Raw genomic sequence first — 23,391 nt, forward strand, 5'->3', positions numbered from 1 at the left:
AACTATTTTAATACTTTTATTGTATTAATTGATATTCATTCTCATATATCTCAAATCTTTTATTTATAAGCAAAAAAATAGAAGCCAAAAGGCTTCTATTTTACTATTCTACTACGCTTATTTTTAATAAGTTAGTAGCTCCTATCTTATCTACAGGAACTCCAGCAGCAATTACAACTGTATCACCTGTCTTAACAAATCCATTAGTTTGTGCAACTTTAACTGATTCTTCCATCATATGATCTGTTGATTCCATTTGTCCTGAAACAACTGGATAAACTCCGAAACATAATGCTAATTTCTTAGCTACTTTTTCATCTGGAGTTACAGCAACTATTGGACAATCTGGTCTACATTGAGATAATCTTCCTGCAGTTGCTCCACTTTGAGTTGATGTTATTATAGCTGAAGCTTTTAATTCATATGCAGCATTTGCAGCAGCTCTTGATATAACACCTGCTATAGCTGGTATGTGCTTTTTAGCTCTTGAAGTAGCTATCTCATAGTTTAATTGTCTTTCTGCTTCTACTGCTATTTTAGCCATAGTTTGAACAGCTTCTACTGGCCAATCTCCATTTGCTGATTCTCCTGATAACATTATAGCATCTGTTCCATCATATATAGCATTAGCAACGTCAGATACTTCTGCTCTTGTTGGTCTTGGATTTCTTATCATAGAATCTAACATTTGTGTAGCAGTTATAACTGGCTTACCTGCATTATTACATTTTTCTATTATCATCTTTTGAACTGCTGGTAATTTTTCCATAGGAATCTCTACTCCTAGATCACCTCTAGCAACCATTATTCCGTCAGAAGCTTCTAATATAGCATCTATATTGTCTACACCTTCTTGGTTTTCTATCTTTGAGAATATTTGAATATGTTCTCCACCATTTTCAACTAATATCTTTCTTATAGCTTCTACATCTGATGCTTTTCTTATGAATGATGCAGCAACTAAGTTAACTCCAATTTCACAACCAAATTTTAAATCAGCTATATCTTTTTCAGTTAATGCTGGTAATTTGATTGAAACTCCTGGAACATTAACTCCCTTATGAGTTCCTACAAAACCTGTATTCATAACCTTACAGTTAATCTTATTTCCTTCAATAGATTGAACTTCTAATCCAACTAAACCATCATCTATTAATATAACATTACCTGGTTTAACGTCATTTGCTAATCCTTCGTATGTAACTGTACATTGAGTTGTATCTCCAACTACATCTCCACCTGCGTATATTGCAAAATCATCACCTGATTTTAATTCTACTTTCTTTGGTTCAAATTTTCCAGTTCTTATTTCTGGTCCTTTAGTATCTAACATTATTGCTATTTCTTTATTGTGTTTTTTAGCTAAATCCTTAACTAAGTTTATTCTTTCTGCATGTTCTGCATGATCTCCATGTGAGAAGTTGTGTCTTGATGCATTCATTCCTGCTTCAATTATTTTTGATAATACTTCTGGATTTTCACTAGCTGGACCAATAGTACAAATCATCTTAGTTTTTCTCATGTAATAACACTCCTTTAATTTACGTATATAGTTTATTTTATCTTAGTAAAATATTATTAATATATTTATATGTTGAGTAATAAATCAAAGATTAATTCTAAGATGAAATTTCATCTGCTATTTCAAATAACTTTTCGTCAAACTTTCTATCTAGTGCTAAGGCTTCATCTATATCTTGATCAATTATCTCATTGTTTTTTATTCCTATAACTCTTGATGTTTTACCTTCTAAAAGAACTTCTACTGCTCTAGAACCCATTCTTGATGCTAAAACTCTATCAGTTGCTGTTGGGCTTCCACCTCTTTGAATATGACCTAAAACTGTTGCTCTTGTTTCAATACCTGTAACACCTTCAACATATTTAGCTAACTCTTGAGCTCCACCTACTCCTTCTGCTAGTAAAACTAAGTTATGAATCTTACCTTTTTGTTTACCTTCTAATATTACTTTGCAAAGTTCTTCTTTTGAGAATCCCTTTTCTGGAGTTATTATATATTCTGCTCCACCTGCTATACCAGCATATAAAGCTAAATCACCACAATCTCTTCCCATTACTTCCACTATTGACACTCTTTCATGAGAAGTTGATGTATCTCTAATCTTATCTATAGCATTTATTACTGTATTTAAAGCAGTATCAAATCCTATTGTGAAATCAGTATAAGTTAAATCATTATCTATTGTTCCTGGTAATCCTACAGTTTTTACACCTAACTTAGATAAAAGCTTAGCTCCTGTAAATGATCCATCTCCACCAATTACTACTAAAGCATCTACTCCATAGGCTTTTAATATTTTAGTAGCTTTAACTCTTACTTCTTCTTTTTTAAATTCAAGGCATCTAGCAGTTCTTAGGATAGTTCCTCCTCTATGGATAATATCTGATACTGATGATCTATCCATAGTAAATAATTCTCCATTAATTAAACCACTATATCCTCTTTGAACGCCCATTACTTCAATACCATGATGTAAAGCAGTTCTTACAACGGCTCTTATTGCTGCGTTCATTCCTGGAGCATCTCCACCACTAGTTAAAATAGCTATTTTTTTCATGCTGTTTCCTCCTTAACACCACCGGGACAAAGGTTGTCCCACTTTCTGTGGAATTATCCATTTTTTATTTACTATAATAATTTTTATTTATTGCACCGTATTAATTTAAATTTTTTTACTAATTTTTATCACCTTATTTATTTTACTTGCTACACAAAGTTTATGCAACTAAAATAAATACAATATTATGATTTTTATCGACTTTTTTATACCTTCTTACTTATATTATAACCTAATTAAATATAATTTATAGCTTAATTTATAATTTTTTATTAAATTATTAATTATAAATTTTTTGTTTTTATATATAAATTATTAAAGTTTATATATAAAAATATATTTAATAATAAAGAGAAAAGATTTTACTCTTTTCTCTTTATTATTACTCTATTACTTTGACATTTTCTTCTCCAGCTACTTCTTTAAAATAATTAACTGCATCAGACTCCAAATCTATCCACATATCTTTTGGCATTCTATAATTTTTTCTATCATTAGCAGTAAAGATATATACGGTAGTATCACCTTTATATTCTAAAGGCATTGACCTTAATTCTTTCATTAAATTTCTTCCATCATCTAAATTATTTGATCTAATATATACCTTTGTAGTATTAATTTTCTCTAAAGGTTCTACTGTTTCGCATATAAGTTTTGGTAATTCATCTTCTTTTATGCTTATTCTTCCCTTTATTACTACTAGATTATCTTCTTTAATAGAATCCCTAACCTTGTCTAGAGTTTTAGGGAATACTATAACTTCTATGATACCTGTTAAATCTTCAAGCTTTAAAAATGCCATCATAGTATTACTTCTTGTTATTTTTTGATTTGATTCAGCAATTATACCTCCAAGTATAACTCTTTCTTCATCATGTATTATATCCTCTGGTAAATCAGTCTGATTAAAAGTTTCTTTTATTATCTCATAAGATTTATATACCTTATCTATATTAGTAGTAGTTTGAACTTTTAAGCTATCCGCATATTCATCTAAAGGATGTCCTGATAAATATAATCCTGTCATTTCCTTTTCCATAGCCAAAAGATTTTTCTTTGCAAACTCTTTTATATTTGGATAATTTATTTCAGGCACTTCAATTTCTTCTTCCATTCCAAATAGACTAATTTGTCCATCTATATTTCTTTTTCTTTCACTAGATACACCATCCATTAGCTTTTCATATACAGCTAAAAGCTTTGATCTAAATATACCAAAACAATCAAGAGCTCCAGCCTTTATAAGACTTTCTATTGCCCTTTTATTTATAGATGATAAATCTATTTTATTTATAAAATCCATCAAAGACTCAAACTTCTCTTTAGTATTTCTAGATTCAACAATAGTTTCCACAACATTATATCCTACATTTTTTATTGCAGCCAAACCAAACCTAATTTTATCACCTTTAACTGTAAACTTAGAATAACTTTCATTTATATCAGGCGGTAATACTTGTATCCCTAAGCTTTCTGCAAAACTTATGTAATGTGCTACTTTTTCACTTGTTCCCATTACTGAATTAAGCATTGCTGCTATAGTTTCAACAGGATAGTATTTCATCAAATATGCAGTTTGATATCCTATAACAGCATATGCAGCTGCATGAGACTTATTAAATGCATAAGAAGCAAAATCCATCATTTGATCAAATATTTTGTTTGCAGATTCTTCTGATATACCATTTCTTTTACATCCAGGAACTTCTATATTCCCATTTTCATCCACAACTCCATATATAAAGTTTTTTCTTTCTTCCTCCATGACCTTATGCTTCTTTTTAGACATCGCTCTTCTTACAAGGTCACTTCTTCCCATGGAGTATCCAGCTAGCTTTCTAACTATCTCCATTACCTGCTCTTGATAAACCATTACTCCATAAGTAACATTTAAAATATCTTCTAGCTCTGGAACCTCATATTCAACTTTATCTGGGTTTTGTTTACATTCTACATACCTTGGAATTTCTCCCATAGGACCTGGTCTATATAATGATATTCCTGCTATTATATCCTCTAAGCAATCTGGTTTTAATTCCTTCATAAAGGAAGTCATCCCTGGAGATTCTAATTGGAATACACCTGCTGTTTTCCCTTCTCCAATCATTTTATATACAGATTTATCTTCAAAATTAATCTTATCTAGATTTATATCAATTCCTTGATTTTCTTTAATCATTTTAACAGCATCATTCATAACTGTTAATGTTCTTAGCCCAAGGAAATCCATCTTTAGCAATCCAAGTTCTTCTAAAGTAGTCATATCAAACTGAGCTACTATAGAGTCTTCATTTTTTTGAAGCGGTACGTATTCAACTAATGGTTTGGATGCTATAACTACACCAGCAGCATGAGTTGATGAGTGTCTAGGTAATCCTTCTAAATCCTTACTTACATCTATTAAAGCCTTTACTCTTTCCTCATTATTATATGCAGCTTTAAGTTCAGGATTTATTTCTAATGCCTTATCAATAGTAATGCCTAACATAGTAGGAATCATTTTTGCTATTCTATCTACTTCTGCATAGGAATAATTCATAGCCCTTCCTACATCCCTTATACATGCTCTAGGCGCCATTGTTCCAAAGGTTATTATTTGCGAAACGTTATTTACTCCATACTTATCAACAACATAATCAATAACCTCTTGTCTTCTTTCATAACAAAAATCTGAATCTATATCAGGCATGCTCACTCTTTCAGGATTTAAAAATCTTTCGAAAAGCAAACTATATTTTATTGGATCTATCTTTGTTATACCTAAAGTATAAGCAACTATTGAACCTGCTGCTGATCCACGCCCAGGTCCAGTTGGAATTCCATTTTCATTAGAAAATCTTATAAAATCCCAAGTTATTAAAAAGTAATCTACATATCCCATTTGCTTTATTACTGATAACTCATATTCTAATCTTTCAATATATCCACAAGCTTCTTCATTTGTTTTATAATAATCCACAAGTTCTTCCACATTTAGTGGTTTATTTAAAAACTCCTTAAATACCTCATATCTTTCTATTAGCCCAGAATAACATACACTTTTTAAGTATTCATATGGCTCTATACCATCTGGGACTGGAAATTTAGGTAATTTTGATACATGGAACTCATAATCAAAATTGCATTCCTCTGCAATTTTTGTTGTATTCTCTAAAGCTTCTGGTATATGAGAAAATATATCCCACATTTGTTCTGGAGATTTTAAGTAAAATTGATCTGACGGATATCTCCTTCTATTTGGATCATCAATAGTCTTTCCTGTCTGAATACACATAAGTACATCATGTGACTCAGAATCTCTTTGATTTATGTAATGAACATCATTAGTAGCAATTAAAGGAATTCCTGTTTCCTTCGATAACTTAATGTTTGCTTCTGTAACTTTTCTTTGTTCATCCATTCCATGATTTTGTATCTCTAGATAAAATCCATCTTTAAAAATATCTTTATACAAAAGAGCCACTTCTTTAGCTTTTTCATAATTATCCTTAAGATGCCATGACTGAACCTCTCCCCCTAAGCAAGCACTTAAAGCAATAAGTCCATTACTATGACTTCTTAAAAACTCATGGTCAACTCTTGGTTTATAATAAAATCCTCTTATAGATGCCTGAGATACTATTTCCATAAGATTCTTATATCCTTCTTCATTTTTAACCAATAATACTAGGTGATGGGTACTATTTTCCTTATCATTCATTTTAATATCCATAGACTTTGCAGCTACGTATATCTCACATCCAAGTATAGGTTTAATCCCTTGTTCTATAGCTTCTTTATAGAAAGACACGCAACCATACATAACACCATGATCAGTAATAGCTATACTTTCCATTCCTAACTCTTTAGCTCTACTTATTATTTTTTTTATTTTTCCTGAACCATCAAGCAAACTATATTCAGTATGGAGATGTAGATGGGTAAATTTTTTACTCAACTAAAACACCGTCCTTTCAATTGATAATTGATAATGCATAATTCATAATTTAGGAAGAAGTCCTAATGAAATTTCCTTAATTAATATAGTCTAAATACAATATATTATATCTTTAATCATGCATCATCAATCATCTATTATATATTGTTATAATCTAGCTAAGCTGGATTATCTCATCAATTATCCATTTTTAATTGTCAATTATTAATTATTTAATATGTTCCTGACCTAACTTCTTCAGCAATTTTTTCTATTTTTCTTAATCTATGATTGACGCCTGATTTTCCTACAGGAGGATCTAACATTTCACCAAGTTCCTTAAGGGACTCATCTGGATAGCTTAATCTAAGTTCTGCTATTTCCCTTAAGTTTTTAGGCAATCTCTGAAGCCCTATTTCTCTTTGAATTAGCTTTATGCTTTCCACCTGTCTTACTGCAGCGTTTACTGTCTTGCTTAAATTTGCTGTTTCACAGTTTACAAGCCTATTAACATTATTTCTCATTTCCTTCATTATTCTTATATTTTCTAACTCTAATAATGATGTATGTGCTCCTATTATTCCTAAAAGATTTGAAATCTGCTCCCCTTCTTTTAGATAAATAATATAACTATTTTTTCTTTGTATTACTTTTGAATTTAGTCCAAAAGTATTTATTAAAACCGATAAATCCTTAGCATAATCTTCACTATGAGTAACGAATTCTAAGTGATAAGTTTTTTCAGGGTTACTTATACTTCCCCCACCTATAAACGCTCCTCTTACATATGCTCTTTTTAAATCTTCTGTCTTAACCATATTTTCATCTATTCTGTAGTCTAAAGTTAATACTCCTTCTACCTCTGTTAGTATTCCAGTATCTCTTAAAAGATCTCTAACCCCCATAGATTCTTCTATAAGCACCATATATATATTATTTTTTTTTAATGAATTACTTTTCTTAACCATAAGTTTTGAATGTATATTAAAATGTTCTTTTAATAAACTAAATATATGTCTTGCAGATGCTGGATTTTCAGTGGTAATCCTAAACGCTAACCCTAAGCCACTAAAGGATATTGTTCCACTTACTTTCATTATTGCTGAAATCTCAGCTAATGCTTCTTCTTTGGTTAATTCAGAATGTCTGCAAATTTCTCCTTTTACCTTTGATGAAAATGACATATGGCCTATTTCTCCTTATTATCTATTCTTATCATGTAATTATATCATAAATAATAATAAAAATTTAGATGTAAATTATAGCTTTAAATATTAATTTAAATTGATATTTCTATAACTAAATTTTCTCCAACTATTCTACCGTTTATATCACCCTTATATTTTTTTACTATTTTTTTCACATTATATAAGCCATATCCTCTGCCCTTTCCTTTACTAGAAAATCCTTTTTTAAAAAAATTATCTATCTCTTCATTTGATATGTTTAAGCCACAAATACTATTTATAACTTCTATTTTATTTTTTTCACTTTTATTAATCCGTATTGTAATTTCTTTTTTTAGTGAGTTTTTAGTAGCTTCAATAGCATTATTTAATAAATTACTTAATATTATTGTTATCTCCGAGTCATCTAAGCAACTTTCTTCTATATTAAAATCAATAAAATAGTTTAACTTTATTCCATGTTGTTCGCATTCAACTAATTTGCTATATAAAATAGCTTTTAGTATCGTGCTTTCAATATCTATTACAGAAATTAATATATTCGTATTATCCAACCCACCTATATACTTTTTAGCTCTGTTCTTTAACTCTGGAATATCTTTTGACACTTGTATCATTGAATATAGTATATTTATGTGATTCTTATATTCATGTTCATTTGCTCTTATATTTTGTATTATGTCGTCCAATAATGGATTGTAAGCATTCTTAACCTCTATACTTTTATTCTTTAGTATAGTTTTATGTAATGACCTATAAAAACTTATATTTAAAAATATATTTATGAAGATAAGTAGATTTATTTCTATAACAATTAAACTTGAAAATTCTCCACTATCATAAATAATTTTATATATCATAAAAAACATAAATATATTTAAAAATATGTTTGATATTAAAAGGTTATCTTCAATATATTCTTCCAAATCTAAATTTTTCTTTTTTGTATATCTCCTAGAAAATATAATAATTAATAATATATTAATAGCAAAAAGAACTAACTGCACAAAAACTAATTCCTTTGTTTTTTTAGTAAATAAATATAATACAGTTACTAATGTAGTTTGTAATATAAATGTTATAACAACACATATAACCATTTCTGTTATCACTAAGCTTTTATCTTTCCTATCAACCACCGCTATTGCAATGATTTCTGCTAATAGTAATATTATATAAACTAGTACTCCATTTATACTTTTTAAATTATAAAATAAGATACTACAAACTACTACTATAATAAAATATTTTAGCAAGTTACCCTTTTTACTTTTATTAAATACCGCATTATATAAGAGAACCACCAACATCATTTCTATAAATATCATCAATACATCCATAAAATACATCCTCTATCCCCATAAATTTGCTTGGAATAAATTTAATTGTAACTTTAACCTCCCAATATATTTTTTCCCAGCTATACACTATATTCTAGCAAATTATTATATATTTTTCCATATTATGCATTAATATTACAATATATTGCTTTTAAAAATGAGTAGTCTCTTAAATCTATTTAATATAAAATTTAATCTCTTATTTTTATAAAGAGGGTCGCGTTTCGCGACCCTCTTTTAAACCATTGATTTTACTTACTTAAAATATCTTTTAAACTTAAATAGCAATTTATTTTATTACTTATTATATACGCAAAAAGGAAAGCTCGAATTAGAACTTCCCTTTGTATCAGCTAATATCAAAATTTATTTTGGTACAGTACCTTTATTAATTTTATTCATTTTATCTCTCTCTTTAATTCTTTGAGATACATACATATATTCTATTATTTTCTTTCTATCATATAGCAACTTCTTCTCCATTATTGTATCTACTAAAACTTCAGCTAAATACTCTGAATCATGCTTTACATAACCTTTTTCTATTTTGGCTAAAGAAGCCTCAACTACATCTACTCCTAGACTCTTTATTTCTTTCGAATCTAACTCTACTAATTGAGAATTATCTAATGAATATCTTTTCTTTATATCATCTGGAATATCTCCTCTATTAGCAATCACATAATCTACAATTCCTCTTCCACCATACTTTTTTAATATCTTTATATGATCTGAAGCTTTAAATCCATGAGTTTCTCCCGGCTGAGTCATTATATTAGATATATATATCTTTATTGCATCACTTTTCCTTATACTTTCTGAAATATCCTTTACTAATAAATTTGGTATTATGCTTGTATATAGACTTCCCGGTCCCAATACTATTGCATCAGCCTCATCTATTGCTTTTATAGCATCTTCCAATGGCTTTGCATCCTTTGGCTCTATCATTAGCTTTTTTATTCTTGAATTTTGTCTTAATACTTCATCAGGAATTTGCGATTCTCCCACTACTTTATTACCATTTTCAAGCTCTGCAATTAATTTCATATCTTCCAATGTGACTGGCAATACCTTTCCAGTTACAGCTAATACAGAACTCATTTTTTGGACAGCATCTTCAAAATTGTCACTTACTCCATCCATAGCAGCTAAAAATAAGTTACCAAAACTTTGATTTTTTAATCTTCCATCTGGGAACCTATATTGAAGCAATTCCTCCATTAGTGGCTCTGTATCTGCAAGCGCTAATATACAGTTTCTTATATCTCCAGGCGGTAACATACCTAAATCTTCTCTTAAATCACCTGAACCTCCTCCATCATCAGCAACTGTTACTATAGCAGTTATATTTGATGTATAGTATTTTAGTCCCCTTAGCATAGTTGATAACCCTGTGCCACCACCAACAACTACAATTTTAGGTCCTTTTACTAGTAATCTCTTTTCATATATAAGATTCTCCATCTTTCTACTATCTAATGATAAGTGAATGTATCCTTTATTTGTAAGCGCTATTATTGACTTCATACTTTCTATAACAGATATATATATAACAAATACTCCTGTTATATTTAAAAATATATAAAATATTTTATAATAAAAATCATATACTCTTCGTACTGCTAATTCCGTGAATCCAAATGCAATTAAAAGAATCCCAAATATTCCAAAGAAAAGCCATCTTTTAATTCTAACTCCTGGTTTCAACCAATCCTTTATACTCATAGCTTTTTAGCTCCTTGATGCACGTCTTCTCTTATATCTCTATGTTCAACAGAAGCATTGTAATTTCTTTCTAATAGTTTCTTATATAAAGCATTAGCTATAGCTACAGATCTATGTCTTCCCCCTGTACAACCAACAGATATTATAAGCTGCCTCTTTCCTTCCTTTTTATAATTAGGTATTAAGAAGTCCAACATATCATCTGCTCTCTCTATAAAACCTTTAGTTTCTTCTTGCTCAAGAACATATTTTTTTACTGGTTCATCATTACCTGAATATGGTTTAAGATCTGGAATGTAAAATGGATTTGGTATAAACCTAACATCAAATACTAAATCAGAATCAACTGGTATTCCATATTTAAAACCAAAACTTAATACAGTTACAGAAAGTTGCTTTTCTGGCTGCTTTACATCTCCATAATTTTTATTCATTTCTTCCCTTAAATCTCTAATTGCATATTTTGATGTATCTATAATTATATCTGCTCTGTCTTTTACTTCTCTTAGTCTATTTCTTTCCTCATTAATCCCTGTAATAACTCTGCTTCCAGGTGCTAATGGATGACTTCTTCTCGTTTCTTTAAATCTTTTTACTAATACTTCATCTGTTGCATCTAAGAATAGTATTTCATATTTAAAATCTTGTTTTTTTAGATAATTTAAGCTTTCAAATAAATCATCAAAGAAAATTCCGCCTCTTATATCTATTACTAATGCAACTTTATTTATTTTTCCTTGGCTTTGAACACAGGCTTCCGCAAACTTTGGTATTAACTTTGGAGGAAGATTATCTACACAAAAGTATCCCATATCTTCAAGGCTTCTTGTTGCTTCTGTTTTCCCTGCTCCTGATAGTCCTGTAACTATTATAAATCTCATGATAATGCCTCCTTTTATAATTCAAAGATTATATAGTTAAATTATAACATATCAAGTTTATTTATATAAGTTATAATAAATATTATACTTATACCTAACTATGTATCTATTATATATAGAAAACTAACTATATGAAAATTTAAATTACTTTTATTTTAAAATAGAAATAGAGAAAAGCTATCACTCTTCTCTACTGAAACTATTCTTTATCTCTTTCTTTTATAGCATCATATAGTAACTTGCAAAACTCTACATTTTGGTCTTTAGTCCCTATGCTCACTCTTATCCATCCAGGCATATCTAGTAAGTATCCTGGCCTTATTATATATCCATGTCTTAATAGATATTCATGTATTGGTTTATCATCACCATTTACATTAACCATTATGAAATTAGCCTGCGATTCTATACATTCTAATCCCATTTCATTAAATTTCTTTGTTAAATAATTTCTTTGCTCTTTATTAAAGATTTTAACAGTATTTATAAACTCTTCATCTTCTATAGCTACAACTGCTGCCCTTTGAGCAAATAAATTAACATCAAATGCATTTATAACCCTATTAATATAATCTACTATTTCCTCATTAGCAATTCCATATCCAAATCTTAACGAAGCTAATCCATAAGCCTTAGATAAAGTTCTTAATATTATCATATTAGGATATACCTTCAATAATTCTAATGAATCAGGATATTCTTCTGAATTAACATATTCATAGTAAGCCTCATCCATTATTATAATTACATTTTCTGGTATTTTATATAATACTTTATCTAAATCCTGTTTAGTGAACATACCTCCAGTTGGATTATTAGGGTTACATAACCATAATAACTTTGTTTTGTCTGTTATCGCATCCACCATAGCTTCTAAATCTAACCCATTATTTTTTAATGGAACCTTTATTGGTTTTGCACCCATAAGAATTGTATTGCTCTCATATCTAGGAAAAGTAATTTCCGCCATTATACTTTCATCATCTTTATCCAAAAATACTTCACATATTACATTTATTAAAGAATCTGATCCCGCCCCACAAAATATCATATCCTTATTTACTCCAAGCTTACTGCTTAAAGCTTGCTTAAAATCATAGGAAGATGAATCTGGATACATATTCATCTCATTTACTAATTCAGTCATCAGTTTTTTAACTTTATTCGAAGTTCCTAAAGGATTCTCATTAGATGCAAGCTTGACGACCCTATCTATTCCAAATTCTCTTTTCACTTCATCTATTGGCTTTCCTGCTACGTATTTTCCTAATCTTTTAACTTCATCTCTAACATTAAACTTCATTTTTTCGTCCAGTTTCTGGACTATCCCCCTTTATTATTTATTGTTGTAATTTTAATTTATTTAACAACTTAAAATAATTATATATACATAAGGTTAAATATTCCAGAACTAATTTTCAAAGAGATTTCCTAATGACCCGAGAACACTTCCTTGGTCAACTGATTTCCCCATATTTTGTGGCGCAGCTGAATATACTCTTGATGCTAATTTACTAAATGGCAAACTTTGAATCCATACATCTCCAGGACCAGTTAATGTTGCAAAAAATAATCCTTCTCCTCCAAATACAGCATTTTTGAAACCACCTACAAATTGTATATCATAATTTACATTTTGAGTCATAGCAACTAAACAACCTGTATCTATTTTTATAGTTTCTCCTGGCATTAGTGTTTTCTTTACAATAGTTCCACCTGCATGTATAAAAGCTAAGCCGTCCCCTTCTAGCTTTTGTAATATAAACCCTTCTCCACCAAAGAATCCTGTTCCTAGTTTCTTAGTAAATGCTATTCCTACGCTAATCCCTTTTGCACAACATAGGAATGAGTCTTTTTGACAAATTAATCTACCACCAAATTTTCTTAAATCCATTGCCATTATTTTTCCTGGATAAGGTGCTGCAAAGGCTACCTTTTGTTTTAAAACTCCCGAATTTGTAAATGATGTCATAAATAAACTTTCACCAGTCATTACTCTTTTTGCTGCTCCTCCAAGTTTCCCCAAGAAGCCTCCTTGAGATTTTTGACTTCCATCTCCAAAAATTGTTTCCATAGTAATACTATTATCCATCATCATCATTGCTCCCGCTTCCGCAACCACAGTTTCTCTTGGGTCTAGTTCTATTTCCACATACTGCATTTCATTCCCTAAAATTTCATAATCTACTTCATGAGCCATTATTATTTCCCTCTCTTTATTAAATTTTATAATATTTTATTAATCATAATATTTTATTAGACTTATATTGGCACTATTTATTTTTAATTATCACTATGAAACCTTACCATATCTATCATTACTAATAACCCTATAAAAAATATATTGTAGCTTTCATCTAATACTTCTAAAGAATATCTGTCTCTTCCTAAAGTTAGCTCTTTATCAATTTTTCCTATATCTACGCCATTCTTTTTTATTGTATAGTGCCTTCCTAACATGCTATTTGACTCCATACTCATTGTACCTACAGTTCCTGTAATATTGTATTCTGGCACCATAAATTCTTTTTTTATAGTTGCTATTTCTCTCATATTTTCATCATAAGCAATATACTTATGAGCTCCTAACCTTATTTGTTGCCTCATATATAGAACTTTTCTTTTATTAGAATCATATATGCTAATATTTTTCCCTATATCAAATTTATCTGCCTCTGCAATAAATACTATATTGTCATATTCATCTAAAATATCAAATTTAGCTCCTATTGAAAATAGCCTCTCTTTAATATAAAACCTTCTCATAAATCACGCACCCCTTAAAATATAATATATTTTTATTTAACTTTAAATATAGTATATTATACCATATTTAAATTGTCAATAACCTCTTACTTATTTTTTAATAATCCAACTTAAATAGATGCTTATTAAAATAAAAAGGCTCAAGAATCCTCTTGAACCTTTTAATCGTATTATATTTATCTTTTATCTTCGCCTATTATTCTAACTTCCGGATGCAATTCTACATTAAATTGCCTTTTTACTTCACTTTGTATATATGCTATTAAATCTAATATATCTTTAGCCGTAGCACCATTCTTATTTATTACAAATCCGGAATGCTTTTCAGAAACCGCTGCTCCGCCTATACTATACCCTTTTAGTCCAGCATCTTGTATTAACTTTCCTGCAAAATATCCTTCAGGTCTTTTAAATGTACTTCCAGCAGAAGGATACTCCAATGGTTGTTTTGATTCTCTCTTACAAGTTAAATCATCAACTACCTCTTTAATTTCCTTCTCATCACCATTTTGTAATTTAAACCTTGCGGATAAAACAATATAATTTTTTTTCATTACTACAGAAGATCTATATCCTAATTCAAGTTCATCTTTTGATAAAGTTAATATTTTACCTTCATTATTAATGACTTCTGCGCTCTCTATTACATTTGATATCTCACCATTATATGCACCGGCATTCATAAATACAGCCCCACCTACAGTTCCAGGAATTCCACAAGCAAATTCAAATCCAGTTAAAGAACTTTTCAAAGCAGCATTAGAAACATCTTTTAACATAGCTCCACACTCGGCTTCAACTATATCTCCATTAACTTTTATGTTTTTCACTTCATTTAACTTTATAACAACGCCCTCTATTCCACCGTCTTTTACTAATAAGTTAGATCCATTTCCAACTACGTAGAAAGGTATGTTTTTTTCTTTACAAATCTCTATTGTTCTTATAACTTCTTCCTTCTTTTCTGGAATTAAAAGGATATCTGCTGGTCCGCCTACTCTAAAGTGAACGTAATTTTTCATTTCTGCATCAAGAATAATATTTTCGCTTTTGTAAAATTCTTTAAATAAGTCTTCAAACACTTTATATTTATTCATACCTAACTCCTTATAAAATACACGTAGTAATATCTTTTCATAGTATAAATTAAAATTCTTGAATAAACAACCCATTAAATGCATATTTATATATAATACTTAAATTGTAACCATTTTGTCACTATTTTTCCTTAGTTGTAAAGTAATCAATTATACTCTGAGCTGCTTTTTTATCTATACTTGGCGTTTCTAATAATTCATCTAAAGTTGCATTTTTAATATTTTCAACACTTCCAAACTTCATAAGTAGGTTTCGTCTTCTTTTTTCACCTACATTAGGGATATCTTCAAGTATGGAATGTAACGTTCTCTTATCTCTTAATGTTCTATGATAAGTAATAGCAAATCTATGCACTTCATCTTGTATTCTTCTAATCATTTGCATTAAGTTTGAGCTTCTATTTATTATAAGCTCTTTATTATTATATATAATCCCTCTTGTTTGGTGCTTATCGTCTTTAACCAACCCACAAACTGGAATATTTATATTCAACTTTTCTAAAACTTCTAAAGCAACATTTACTTGACCCTTTCCACCATCCATCATTATAAGATCTGGGAAACTCGAAAACTTACCACTTGAAAAATTTAAGTTTCTCTCTTGAATCTTTTTTATTTCTTCTAATCCATGAGAAAATCTTCTTTCTAATATTTCTCTCATACTATCATAATCATTAGCTCCCTTTACAGATTTAATCCTAAATCTTCTATAATCACTGTTCTTAGATTTTCCTTCTTCAAATACAACCATTGTTCCAACTGAATCTACACCCTGTATATTTGAAATATCATATGCCTCTATTCTGAAAGGAGCTTCATCTAGATCTAATAAATATTGTAATTCTTCTAAAGATATTCTATTTATTTCTTTTTCTTGAAGGAATTTATCTTTAAATTGCTCTAAAGTTATTTTAGCATTATTCCTAACCATCTCTAGCATATCTTTCTTTTGACCCTTTTGGGGTATTTTAACCCAAGCCTTAGCACCTCTTTTTATAGTTAAGAAGTCCTCTATTAACTCTGAGTCATCTATATCTGGTAAATAAATTGTTTTAGGGATCTTAGCTGTCCCACCATAAAAGGATGTTATAAAATCCTCTAACACTTCTCCAATTTTATCATCTGCTGTATTTTCAAAAATAAAATGTTCACGTCCAGTAACCTTCCCATCCCTAGAAAAGAACACTTGGATACAGCTATCCTTCTCATCTTGATATATATTTATAAAATCTTCATCGCCTTCCATAGTTTTAAATATCTTTTGTTTTTCTACTATTGCTTCAATAGCAAGAATTTTATCTCTATACTTAGCTGCTTTTTCAAACTCAAGATTCATCGATGCATCTTCCATATCACTTTTTAAAGCCTTTATTATTGTTTTATCCTTACCATTAAGTATATCCATGATATCATTAATCATTTCTCCATATTGTTCTTTTGTTACATATCCAGCACATGGTGCAACACATTTTTTTATATGGTAATTTAAACACGGCCTAACTTTTTCCCCACCTTCATTTATTAATAATTTACAGGTTCTTATCGGGAAAATTTTATTAATCAAAGTAATTGTTTCATAAACGGCAGTTCCATTTGTATATGGCCCAAAATATTTTGCTCCATCTTTTGCATATTTTCTCGTTACAAATACCCTTGGATAATCATCATTTGTAGTTATTTTGATGAAGGGATAAAACTTATCATCTTTTAATGCTATATTATATCTCGGACTATGTTTTTTAATTAAATTACACTCTAAAATCAAGGCTTCCATTTCGGAATCAGTTACTATGTATTCAAACTCAGAAATATTTTTAACCATAACTCTAACTTTTTCTGAGTGATTCTTTGAGTTTTGAAAATAACTTCTCACTCTATTTTTTAAAATTTTTGCCTTACCAACATAAATAATTTCACCAAGAGAATTTTTCATTATATAAACTCCTGGTTTTTCTGGTAAATTCTTAAGATGATAATCAAAATCAAACATCAAACTCCTCCCTTCAATTGCATTTCTTGTAATATAAATTTTATCACTATATAAGAAAGTAAACAAAGGAAATTTCTTTACAATTAATACTCTGATAGTCAATAATCAATAATTAAGGAATAATATCCTATATAAGTTTATCCCTTAATTATTCATTACATATTATTAACTACTCGTTATTAAAAAGGTGAATTAAAATCCTCAAATTTAGGCCAAAGTTTATCTTCACTTTCAACCTCAACTTCATCGTCAAAATCCCAAGGAATATTCAAAGAACTCCAATGTATTCCCCCCCGCAACTCTTTTACGAATTGTTTTGTTACTTTATAATAAATTAAAGTATCCTTTTCACCTTTTACATAATATCCATGCGCACATCCGCTTGGAACGTATATCAGATTCTTATTATCTTCGTTTAACTCAACCATAGTGTACTTTCCATAAGTTTTAGATTCTTTTCTTAAATCAACTACTACATCTTGTATTTCTCCTATTATACAAGTTATAAGTTTATCATGTTCTTCTGGAGGTAACTGAAAATGCATTCCTCTTACAACTCCAGGCTTTACTATTGCATAATATTCTTCCTTAAATTCTGTGCTTAATCCATATATATTAAATTGAGTATCATTAAAAACTTTAATTAAATCACAAGTGCTTTCCATAGAAACAGTTGGTGTTATTAAGTAACATCCTTCAACATCTAATTGTTTAACTCTAAACATAGTCTAAAATCTCCTTTTTACCTCTGAAGTTATTTAGCTTTCTAGAAAGAAAGTATAAGAATTAAGTCCTTATTTTAATATATGAGGTAAAAGTTAAATAGTGAGAAAATGAAAGTAAAAACTAAAATTTTGTAGAAAAAAAAGGGCAAGAAATAAATTCTTGACCTTTTACTTTATTATTCCCCAAGAACAGCTGCCCTTACAACTTGTGAAGCTATATTAGCTGCTGAACCTGCACCATTCTCACCTTTTTCTACTATTACCGCAACTGCAATTTTAGGATCATCTAATGGAGCTGCTGATATAAACCATCCATGAGGTATTCCTTCTGAGCCATCATCTAACATATAATCTGCTGTACCTGTTTTACCTCCAGCATTAGTTCCTTCAAAAGCTGGCCATCTATATATATTATTAGAAACTAGATACCCCATATAATCCTTTATTGTACTTGCTATTTCCTTTGAAATAACATCACTTTTTAGAGTTTTACTCGGCATTTCCTTAATTGTATTTCCATCCTTATCTACTATCTTGTTTACTAACTTAGGCTCCATAAGCACTCCATCATTTGCAACTGTTGCGGCTACTATTGCCATTTGCATTGGGCTTGATAATACACTTGCCTGACCTATCCCACTTTGTGCTATGTTTCCTAATTCATAATCTTGCAAAGAAGGGAATATACTTTCAGAAATAGACATTCCTATACCTGGCACTCTAGAATTAAATCCAAATCTTTCTGCTACTTCCTTCAACTTTTCATTTCCCATTTCCATTGCTAGTGTTCCAAAAACTACATTACTTGAAACTCTATATGCCATCTGTAGATCCAAATTACCATGAGCTTGCTTCATATAATTATTTAGTTCTGTGCCATCATTAAAAGTTATTTTTCCTGTATCATTAAATTTTCTTCCAGTTATACTTGGATCATTTTCTAGAGCTGCAGCTAATGTTACTGTTTTAAATACAGATCCTGGAGGATATAGTCCATTTATTGTTCTATTTAATAACTTGCTTTCTATATCTACACCAGTATTCGCATCTTCTATAGCTTGCTCCAAATTAGTCGGATCATATGTAGGTTTTGACACCATAGCTAATACTTCACCAGTTTTTGGATTTAATGCAACTACAGCTCCTTTTAAATCTCCCATTGCATCATAAGCTACTTTTTGAAGATTATAGTCTAATGTAGTTACTATACCATTTCCTACTTTCTCTTCATTTCTATTTTCAAATGCTTTCTTTAAATCATAATCTTTTAGTAGATTTCTAATTCCATTTGAAAAACTACTGTACTTTGATAACTCGTCATCATATTCTTCCTCTAGACCAGTAATCCCAAATCTTTCATCTATATATCCTAATGCATGAACATATAAATCTCCATATACATATTCTCTGCTCTGATTAAACTTATCTAATCTGATACTATTAGTTAGTGGATTTCCATCTTTATCATATATAGTTCCTCTTAAAATTTCATTTCTTCTTGCCCAAAGTCTTTTATTTCCTGAATCATTTGCTATATCAGGCCCCTTAAACACTTGAAAATAGGCTATATATGATATTAATGCTATAAAGCAAAAAAGAAATATCACCATAATGTTTCTTATACTTTTTGCTAAATCGTTCATAAAGCCCTCCTTATTTTGTAAAACCTATTAATATCATTATAACTATAAAATTATATATTTAAACTGTAAAATCAAAAATATATATCATATTAAGTAATAGGTAAAGGAGTATTGTAAATATTGCAATACTCCTTTTATATTATACATCAAAAGTTTTAATTATACTTTAAATTCTCCAATACTTTCTTCCATCTTTTTTGCTAATTCTTTTAGCTTTGTAGCCATATTTGATATTTTTTCTGTTGAGCCAAATTGCTCTTCTGTTATTGCTGTAATTTCTTCTGTTGTAGCTGCAATTTCTTCCATCGAAGCTGCGCTACTCTCCACTATATATAATATCTCCTCTTTTTTAGATGTTACGATACTATTAGAATTTATTATAGACTCTATAGCACTCCTCATAACCATAATCTCATCACTTATAACTTTTAATGAATCAACAGTATTTTTCACACTATTACTTTCTTTTATAGAAACATTTCTCGTCTTCTCCAATATTTCAACCGTTCTATTTATCTTTTTATGAATATCTGATGTTGTAATTTTTATTATCTCAGTTGCCCCTTTAGAGTTTTCTGCTAAATTGTTAATTTCCTTTGCAACTACAGCAAAACCTTTTCCAAACTCTCCTGCATGTACAGCTTCTATAGATGCATTGATAGATATTAAATTAATACTGTTTGCTATGTCATCTATTATATTTACAAAATCATTTATTTTACTCATACTTACTGATATATCTAATATGTCTTTAGATAAATCCCCTATAGACTTTTGAAGTTCTGAATTGTCTACTAATAACTCTTGCATTCCTTCATTATTACTTTTCGCATTTGTACTTAATACTGAATATAAATTATTTAACACATCAATAGTTTTAGACACTTCTTTTATAGAATCTCCTAAAGCACTGATATTATTGGATATGTTAGTCATACTATTGGCCTGTTGTTGTGTTACTACCGAAATATTTTCAATAGATGTAGCAACTTGCTTAGAAGCTTCATACATTTCATTAGATGATTCATCTATCTTTGTAGTGTTCTTAGTTAAAACTTCTGATAAAGAAATATTATCCTTCATTACTTTTGTAAGAATATCAAAAGAATTATTTAATTCCTTTATAGCATCACCAATTTCATCATCTAAATCTATCTTTGATCTTTGAGTAAAATCTTTTTTCCCCATTGACTTACTCATATTATTTATATCAATTATAGCATTCAAATATTTTTTTATTATAATAGAAGCAATACCTATTATAATAGCAGAAAATACTATAGCTAGTATTAACGTAGATACTATATTTATAATAATGCTTTTCATTAAAATACCCTTATCATATGCACTTGTTAACTTAAAATCATTTGTGAATTTATGATAAGTAAATATTTTTTCATTATTACCTATAGCAACTTCATTTACTTCTTTATCTTGATCAATTATTTTACTAAGCTCATCATTAATTTTTGTGCCTATTTTTTCTTTATTATTACTTGCAATTATTGTTCCAAAACTATCGGTTAAATTAACTTCTATCCCTTCTATATTTATTACATCAATTTGATCTTGAAAAATTGATGTTGAAATCTGAAGAAAATAATCTTTATTATTTATATTAACTTTAATAGTAATAAAACCTTTATCACCTGATATTATAGAGTTAGACCAAGATACTCCCCTTGACCCACCTTCAACAAAGGTTAATCCATCTATGTACGCTCTACTTAAGCCTCCTGAATATGTTATAAATTCATTCTTTTCATTTTTAACAGCTATAGAGGTTACAGCTGAATTATTTTTCATAAATGAATCTATAAAACTACTTGCTCTATCCTTATCTTTTATCCCATTTTCTAAAGAATATATTAAATCCTCGAAATCAACAATTGTTTTACTAGTTAAACTTTTCCCAAATCCCTTTGTTTGATCTAAAACCTCATTAACCCTACCTGTTTCATTTTTATAGGATATTACTGATGAATATATAGCCAATGAAAGACTAGATATTAAAGTAATTGTAATAAGAAATAGTAATATTTTTTGAGTTATGGTTAATCTTTTTTTATTACCAGCCATCAACTTTCTACTACTTTTAACTTTAATCTTCTTTTTAGCTTTCCTTTCATCTGTAATTTTTTTATTTTTTTTAGACAAAATACTCCCCCCCATAAATCCATAAATACTTCTTTCTTGAAATTATAATAGCTAATTATACAACAAAAAAAGTAATGATTCTCATCATTACCTTTTATTATACTATACTACATTTTATTCCAATTTTATATATTTTTCTATATTTTAATACTCCTCTGATATTTTTTGCAATATACCTAATGCAAAGAACATTGTCAACATAGAACTACCGCCATAACTTATCAGTGGCAGAGTTATACCTGTAAGTGGTATAACAGTAAATATTCCACCTATTATAACTAAAGTTTGGCAAGCTATCATTGTACTAAATCCAACAGCGGCTAACTGGCTGAATTTATCATTAGTTAAAAATGCTATTCTTATTCCTCTATAAAACAATAAGAAATATATTATCATTAATCCTACTGCAAATATCATTCCAAATTCTTCACAAATGACAGCAAATATGAAATCACTCTCGCTTGCGAATATTAAGTCAGGATATCCATTACCTAACCCTACTCCAAATAATCCACCTGATGCTATAGCATATAGACCTTGAACTATTTGATATCCTTCATTGCTTGCATACTTCCATGGATCAAGCCAAATTTTCACTCTTCTTTGTACGTGTCCAAAAACTCCATAAGCTCCTACTGCTCCTATTGCAGAAAGCCCTAAACATGTAAAAACATATTTTTTCTTTGAAGTTGCTATATATAGCATAGTTACAGATATACCAAAAAATATTAAAGTTGATCCTAAATCAGTTTGAAGCACCATGCAAACTAATGAATACATAACAACAACAGCAGGCTCTATTAGTTGTTTAAAATCTTCTTTAATTACATTTTTGCTTTCATATGTCATAAGCGAAGACGCTAAGTATAAAACTAGTGCTATTTTCCCAAATTCAGATGGCTGGAATCCAAATGGTCCTATATAAACCCAATTCATAGCTCCATATGTTTCTACATTAAATATAAGCCCATATATCAATCCCATGGGCATAAATATTAAAGTAATAATCATATATATTTTTTTATACTTAGCAAAACTTTTTAAATCTGGTAATGCTACAACTATGACTATATATGATATCATTCCAAGTACTGCCCATATTAATTGTTTTATAGCAAAACTAGGTTCCAATCTATATAGTACTGCTATTCCAACTACAGCTAATATACTTGAAAATATAAGCATAAACTTATCCCCATCAGGATAAAACCGTCTCACTAGATAGTGTGAAAATCCTATTATTATGCACAAAATAATACCTATAATTAATGCTTTAGTATCAAATGGTTTTTTTAGTAAGGCTAAATTAGTAAACAGAAGTAAGCATAGTAAATAAATTAATTTCAGAACTCTTTTTTCTAACTTTAATGCACTATTCATAA

General features: G+C 29.2%; 16 protein-coding genes. All 16 read right to left on the bottom strand.

Annotated elements, in window-relative coordinates; translation table 11 throughout:
• Positions 1 to 103: 103 nt before the first annotated feature.
• The 16 genes from pyk to I2A75_RS10560 all read right to left on the bottom strand — a co-directional run bounded on the left by pyk (position 104) and on the right by I2A75_RS10560 (position 23,389).
• Positions 104 to 1,522 (bottom strand): pyruvate kinase, encoded by a 1,419-nt coding sequence (gene pyk / locus I2A75_RS10485; RefSeq protein ID WP_195264416.1) that lies wholly within the window; start codon positions 1,520 to 1,522, stop codon positions 104 to 106.
• Between the two features lie 97 nt (positions 1,523 to 1,619).
• Entirely contained in the window at positions 1,620 to 2,579 is a 960-nt protein-coding gene (pfkA, locus tag I2A75_RS10490; RefSeq protein ID WP_195264417.1) for a 6-phosphofructokinase, read from the bottom strand.
• Between the two features lie 382 nt (positions 2,580 to 2,961).
• Entirely contained in the window at positions 2,962 to 6,516 is a 3,555-nt protein-coding gene (locus I2A75_RS10495) for a DNA polymerase III subunit alpha (RefSeq protein ID WP_195264418.1), read from the bottom strand.
• 212 nt (positions 6,517 to 6,728) lie between these two features.
• On the bottom strand, positions 6,729 to 7,679 hold the full coding sequence (gene whiA, locus I2A75_RS10500; protein WP_195264419.1) for a DNA-binding protein WhiA: 951 nt from the start codon (positions 7,677 to 7,679) through the stop codon (positions 6,729 to 6,731).
• 95 nt (positions 7,680 to 7,774) lie between these two features.
• The gene (locus tag I2A75_RS10505) at positions 7,775 to 9,022 is read right to left on the bottom strand and encodes a GHKL domain-containing protein (RefSeq protein WP_195264420.1); all 1,248 of its coding nucleotides are present in this window, start codon (positions 9,020 to 9,022) and stop codon (positions 7,775 to 7,777) included.
• A gap of 366 nt (positions 9,023 to 9,388) precedes the next feature.
• Positions 9,389 to 10,750 carry a gluconeogenesis factor YvcK family protein gene (locus I2A75_RS10510; protein ID WP_195264421.1) on the bottom strand — a complete coding sequence of 454 codons (1,362 nt, stop codon included), beginning with the start codon at positions 10,748 to 10,750 and terminating at the stop codon, positions 9,389 to 9,391.
• Complete coding sequence (rapZ, locus tag I2A75_RS10515; protein ID WP_195264422.1) at positions 10,747 to 11,631, bottom strand: RNase adapter RapZ; 885 nt, start codon at positions 11,629 to 11,631, stop codon at positions 10,747 to 10,749. The genes I2A75_RS10510 and rapZ overlap by 4 nt, the downstream gene beginning before the upstream one ends.
• Before the next feature lie 199 nt (positions 11,632 to 11,830).
• Positions 11,831 to 12,934, bottom strand: a complete 1,104-nt coding sequence (gene hisC, locus I2A75_RS10520) for a histidinol-phosphate transaminase (protein WP_195264423.1) — start codon at positions 12,932 to 12,934, stop codon at positions 11,831 to 11,833.
• 108 nt (positions 12,935 to 13,042) lie between these two features.
• Positions 13,043 to 13,831 (bottom strand): TIGR00266 family protein, encoded by a 789-nt coding sequence (locus I2A75_RS10525; RefSeq protein WP_195264424.1) that lies wholly within the window; start codon positions 13,829 to 13,831, stop codon positions 13,043 to 13,045.
• An 83-nt stretch (positions 13,832 to 13,914) separates the two neighbouring features.
• Positions 13,915 to 14,397, bottom strand: a complete 483-nt coding sequence (locus I2A75_RS10530; protein ID WP_195264425.1) for an LURP-one-related family protein — start codon at positions 14,395 to 14,397, stop codon at positions 13,915 to 13,917.
• Positions 14,398 to 14,573: 176 nt separating this feature from the next.
• Positions 14,574 to 15,494, bottom strand: coding sequence for a UDP-N-acetylmuramate dehydrogenase (gene murB / locus I2A75_RS10535; RefSeq protein ID WP_195264426.1), 921 nt, complete (start codon positions 15,492 to 15,494; stop codon positions 14,574 to 14,576).
• A 121-nt stretch (positions 15,495 to 15,615) separates the two neighbouring features.
• Positions 15,616 to 17,484 carry an excinuclease ABC subunit UvrC gene (gene uvrC, locus I2A75_RS10540; RefSeq protein WP_195264427.1) on the bottom strand — a complete coding sequence of 623 codons (1,869 nt, stop codon included), beginning with the start codon at positions 17,482 to 17,484 and terminating at the stop codon, positions 15,616 to 15,618.
• Positions 17,485 to 17,663: 179 nt separating this feature from the next.
• The gene (rfbC, locus tag I2A75_RS10545) at positions 17,664 to 18,209 is read right to left on the bottom strand and encodes a dTDP-4-dehydrorhamnose 3,5-epimerase (RefSeq protein ID WP_195264428.1); all 546 of its coding nucleotides are present in this window, start codon (positions 18,207 to 18,209) and stop codon (positions 17,664 to 17,666) included.
• 176 nt (positions 18,210 to 18,385) lie between these two features.
• The gene (locus tag I2A75_RS10550) at positions 18,386 to 19,852 is read right to left on the bottom strand and encodes a penicillin-binding protein 2 (RefSeq protein WP_195264429.1); all 1,467 of its coding nucleotides are present in this window, start codon (positions 19,850 to 19,852) and stop codon (positions 18,386 to 18,388) included.
• 159 nt (positions 19,853 to 20,011) lie between these two features.
• Complete coding sequence (locus tag I2A75_RS10555; protein ID WP_195264430.1) at positions 20,012 to 22,009, bottom strand: methyl-accepting chemotaxis protein; 1,998 nt, start codon at positions 22,007 to 22,009, stop codon at positions 20,012 to 20,014.
• Between the two features lie 144 nt (positions 22,010 to 22,153).
• A complete protein-coding gene (locus I2A75_RS10560) occupies positions 22,154 to 23,389 on the bottom strand; it encodes an FtsW/RodA/SpoVE family cell cycle protein (RefSeq protein WP_195264431.1) in 1,236 nt (411 codons plus the stop codon).
• Between the last annotated feature and the right edge of the window lie 2 nt (positions 23,390 to 23,391).

Source organism: Clostridium sp. 1001275B_160808_H3 (genome assembly GCF_015550425.1).
Classification (GTDB): Bacteria; Bacillota; Clostridia; order Clostridiales; family Clostridiaceae; genus Clostridium.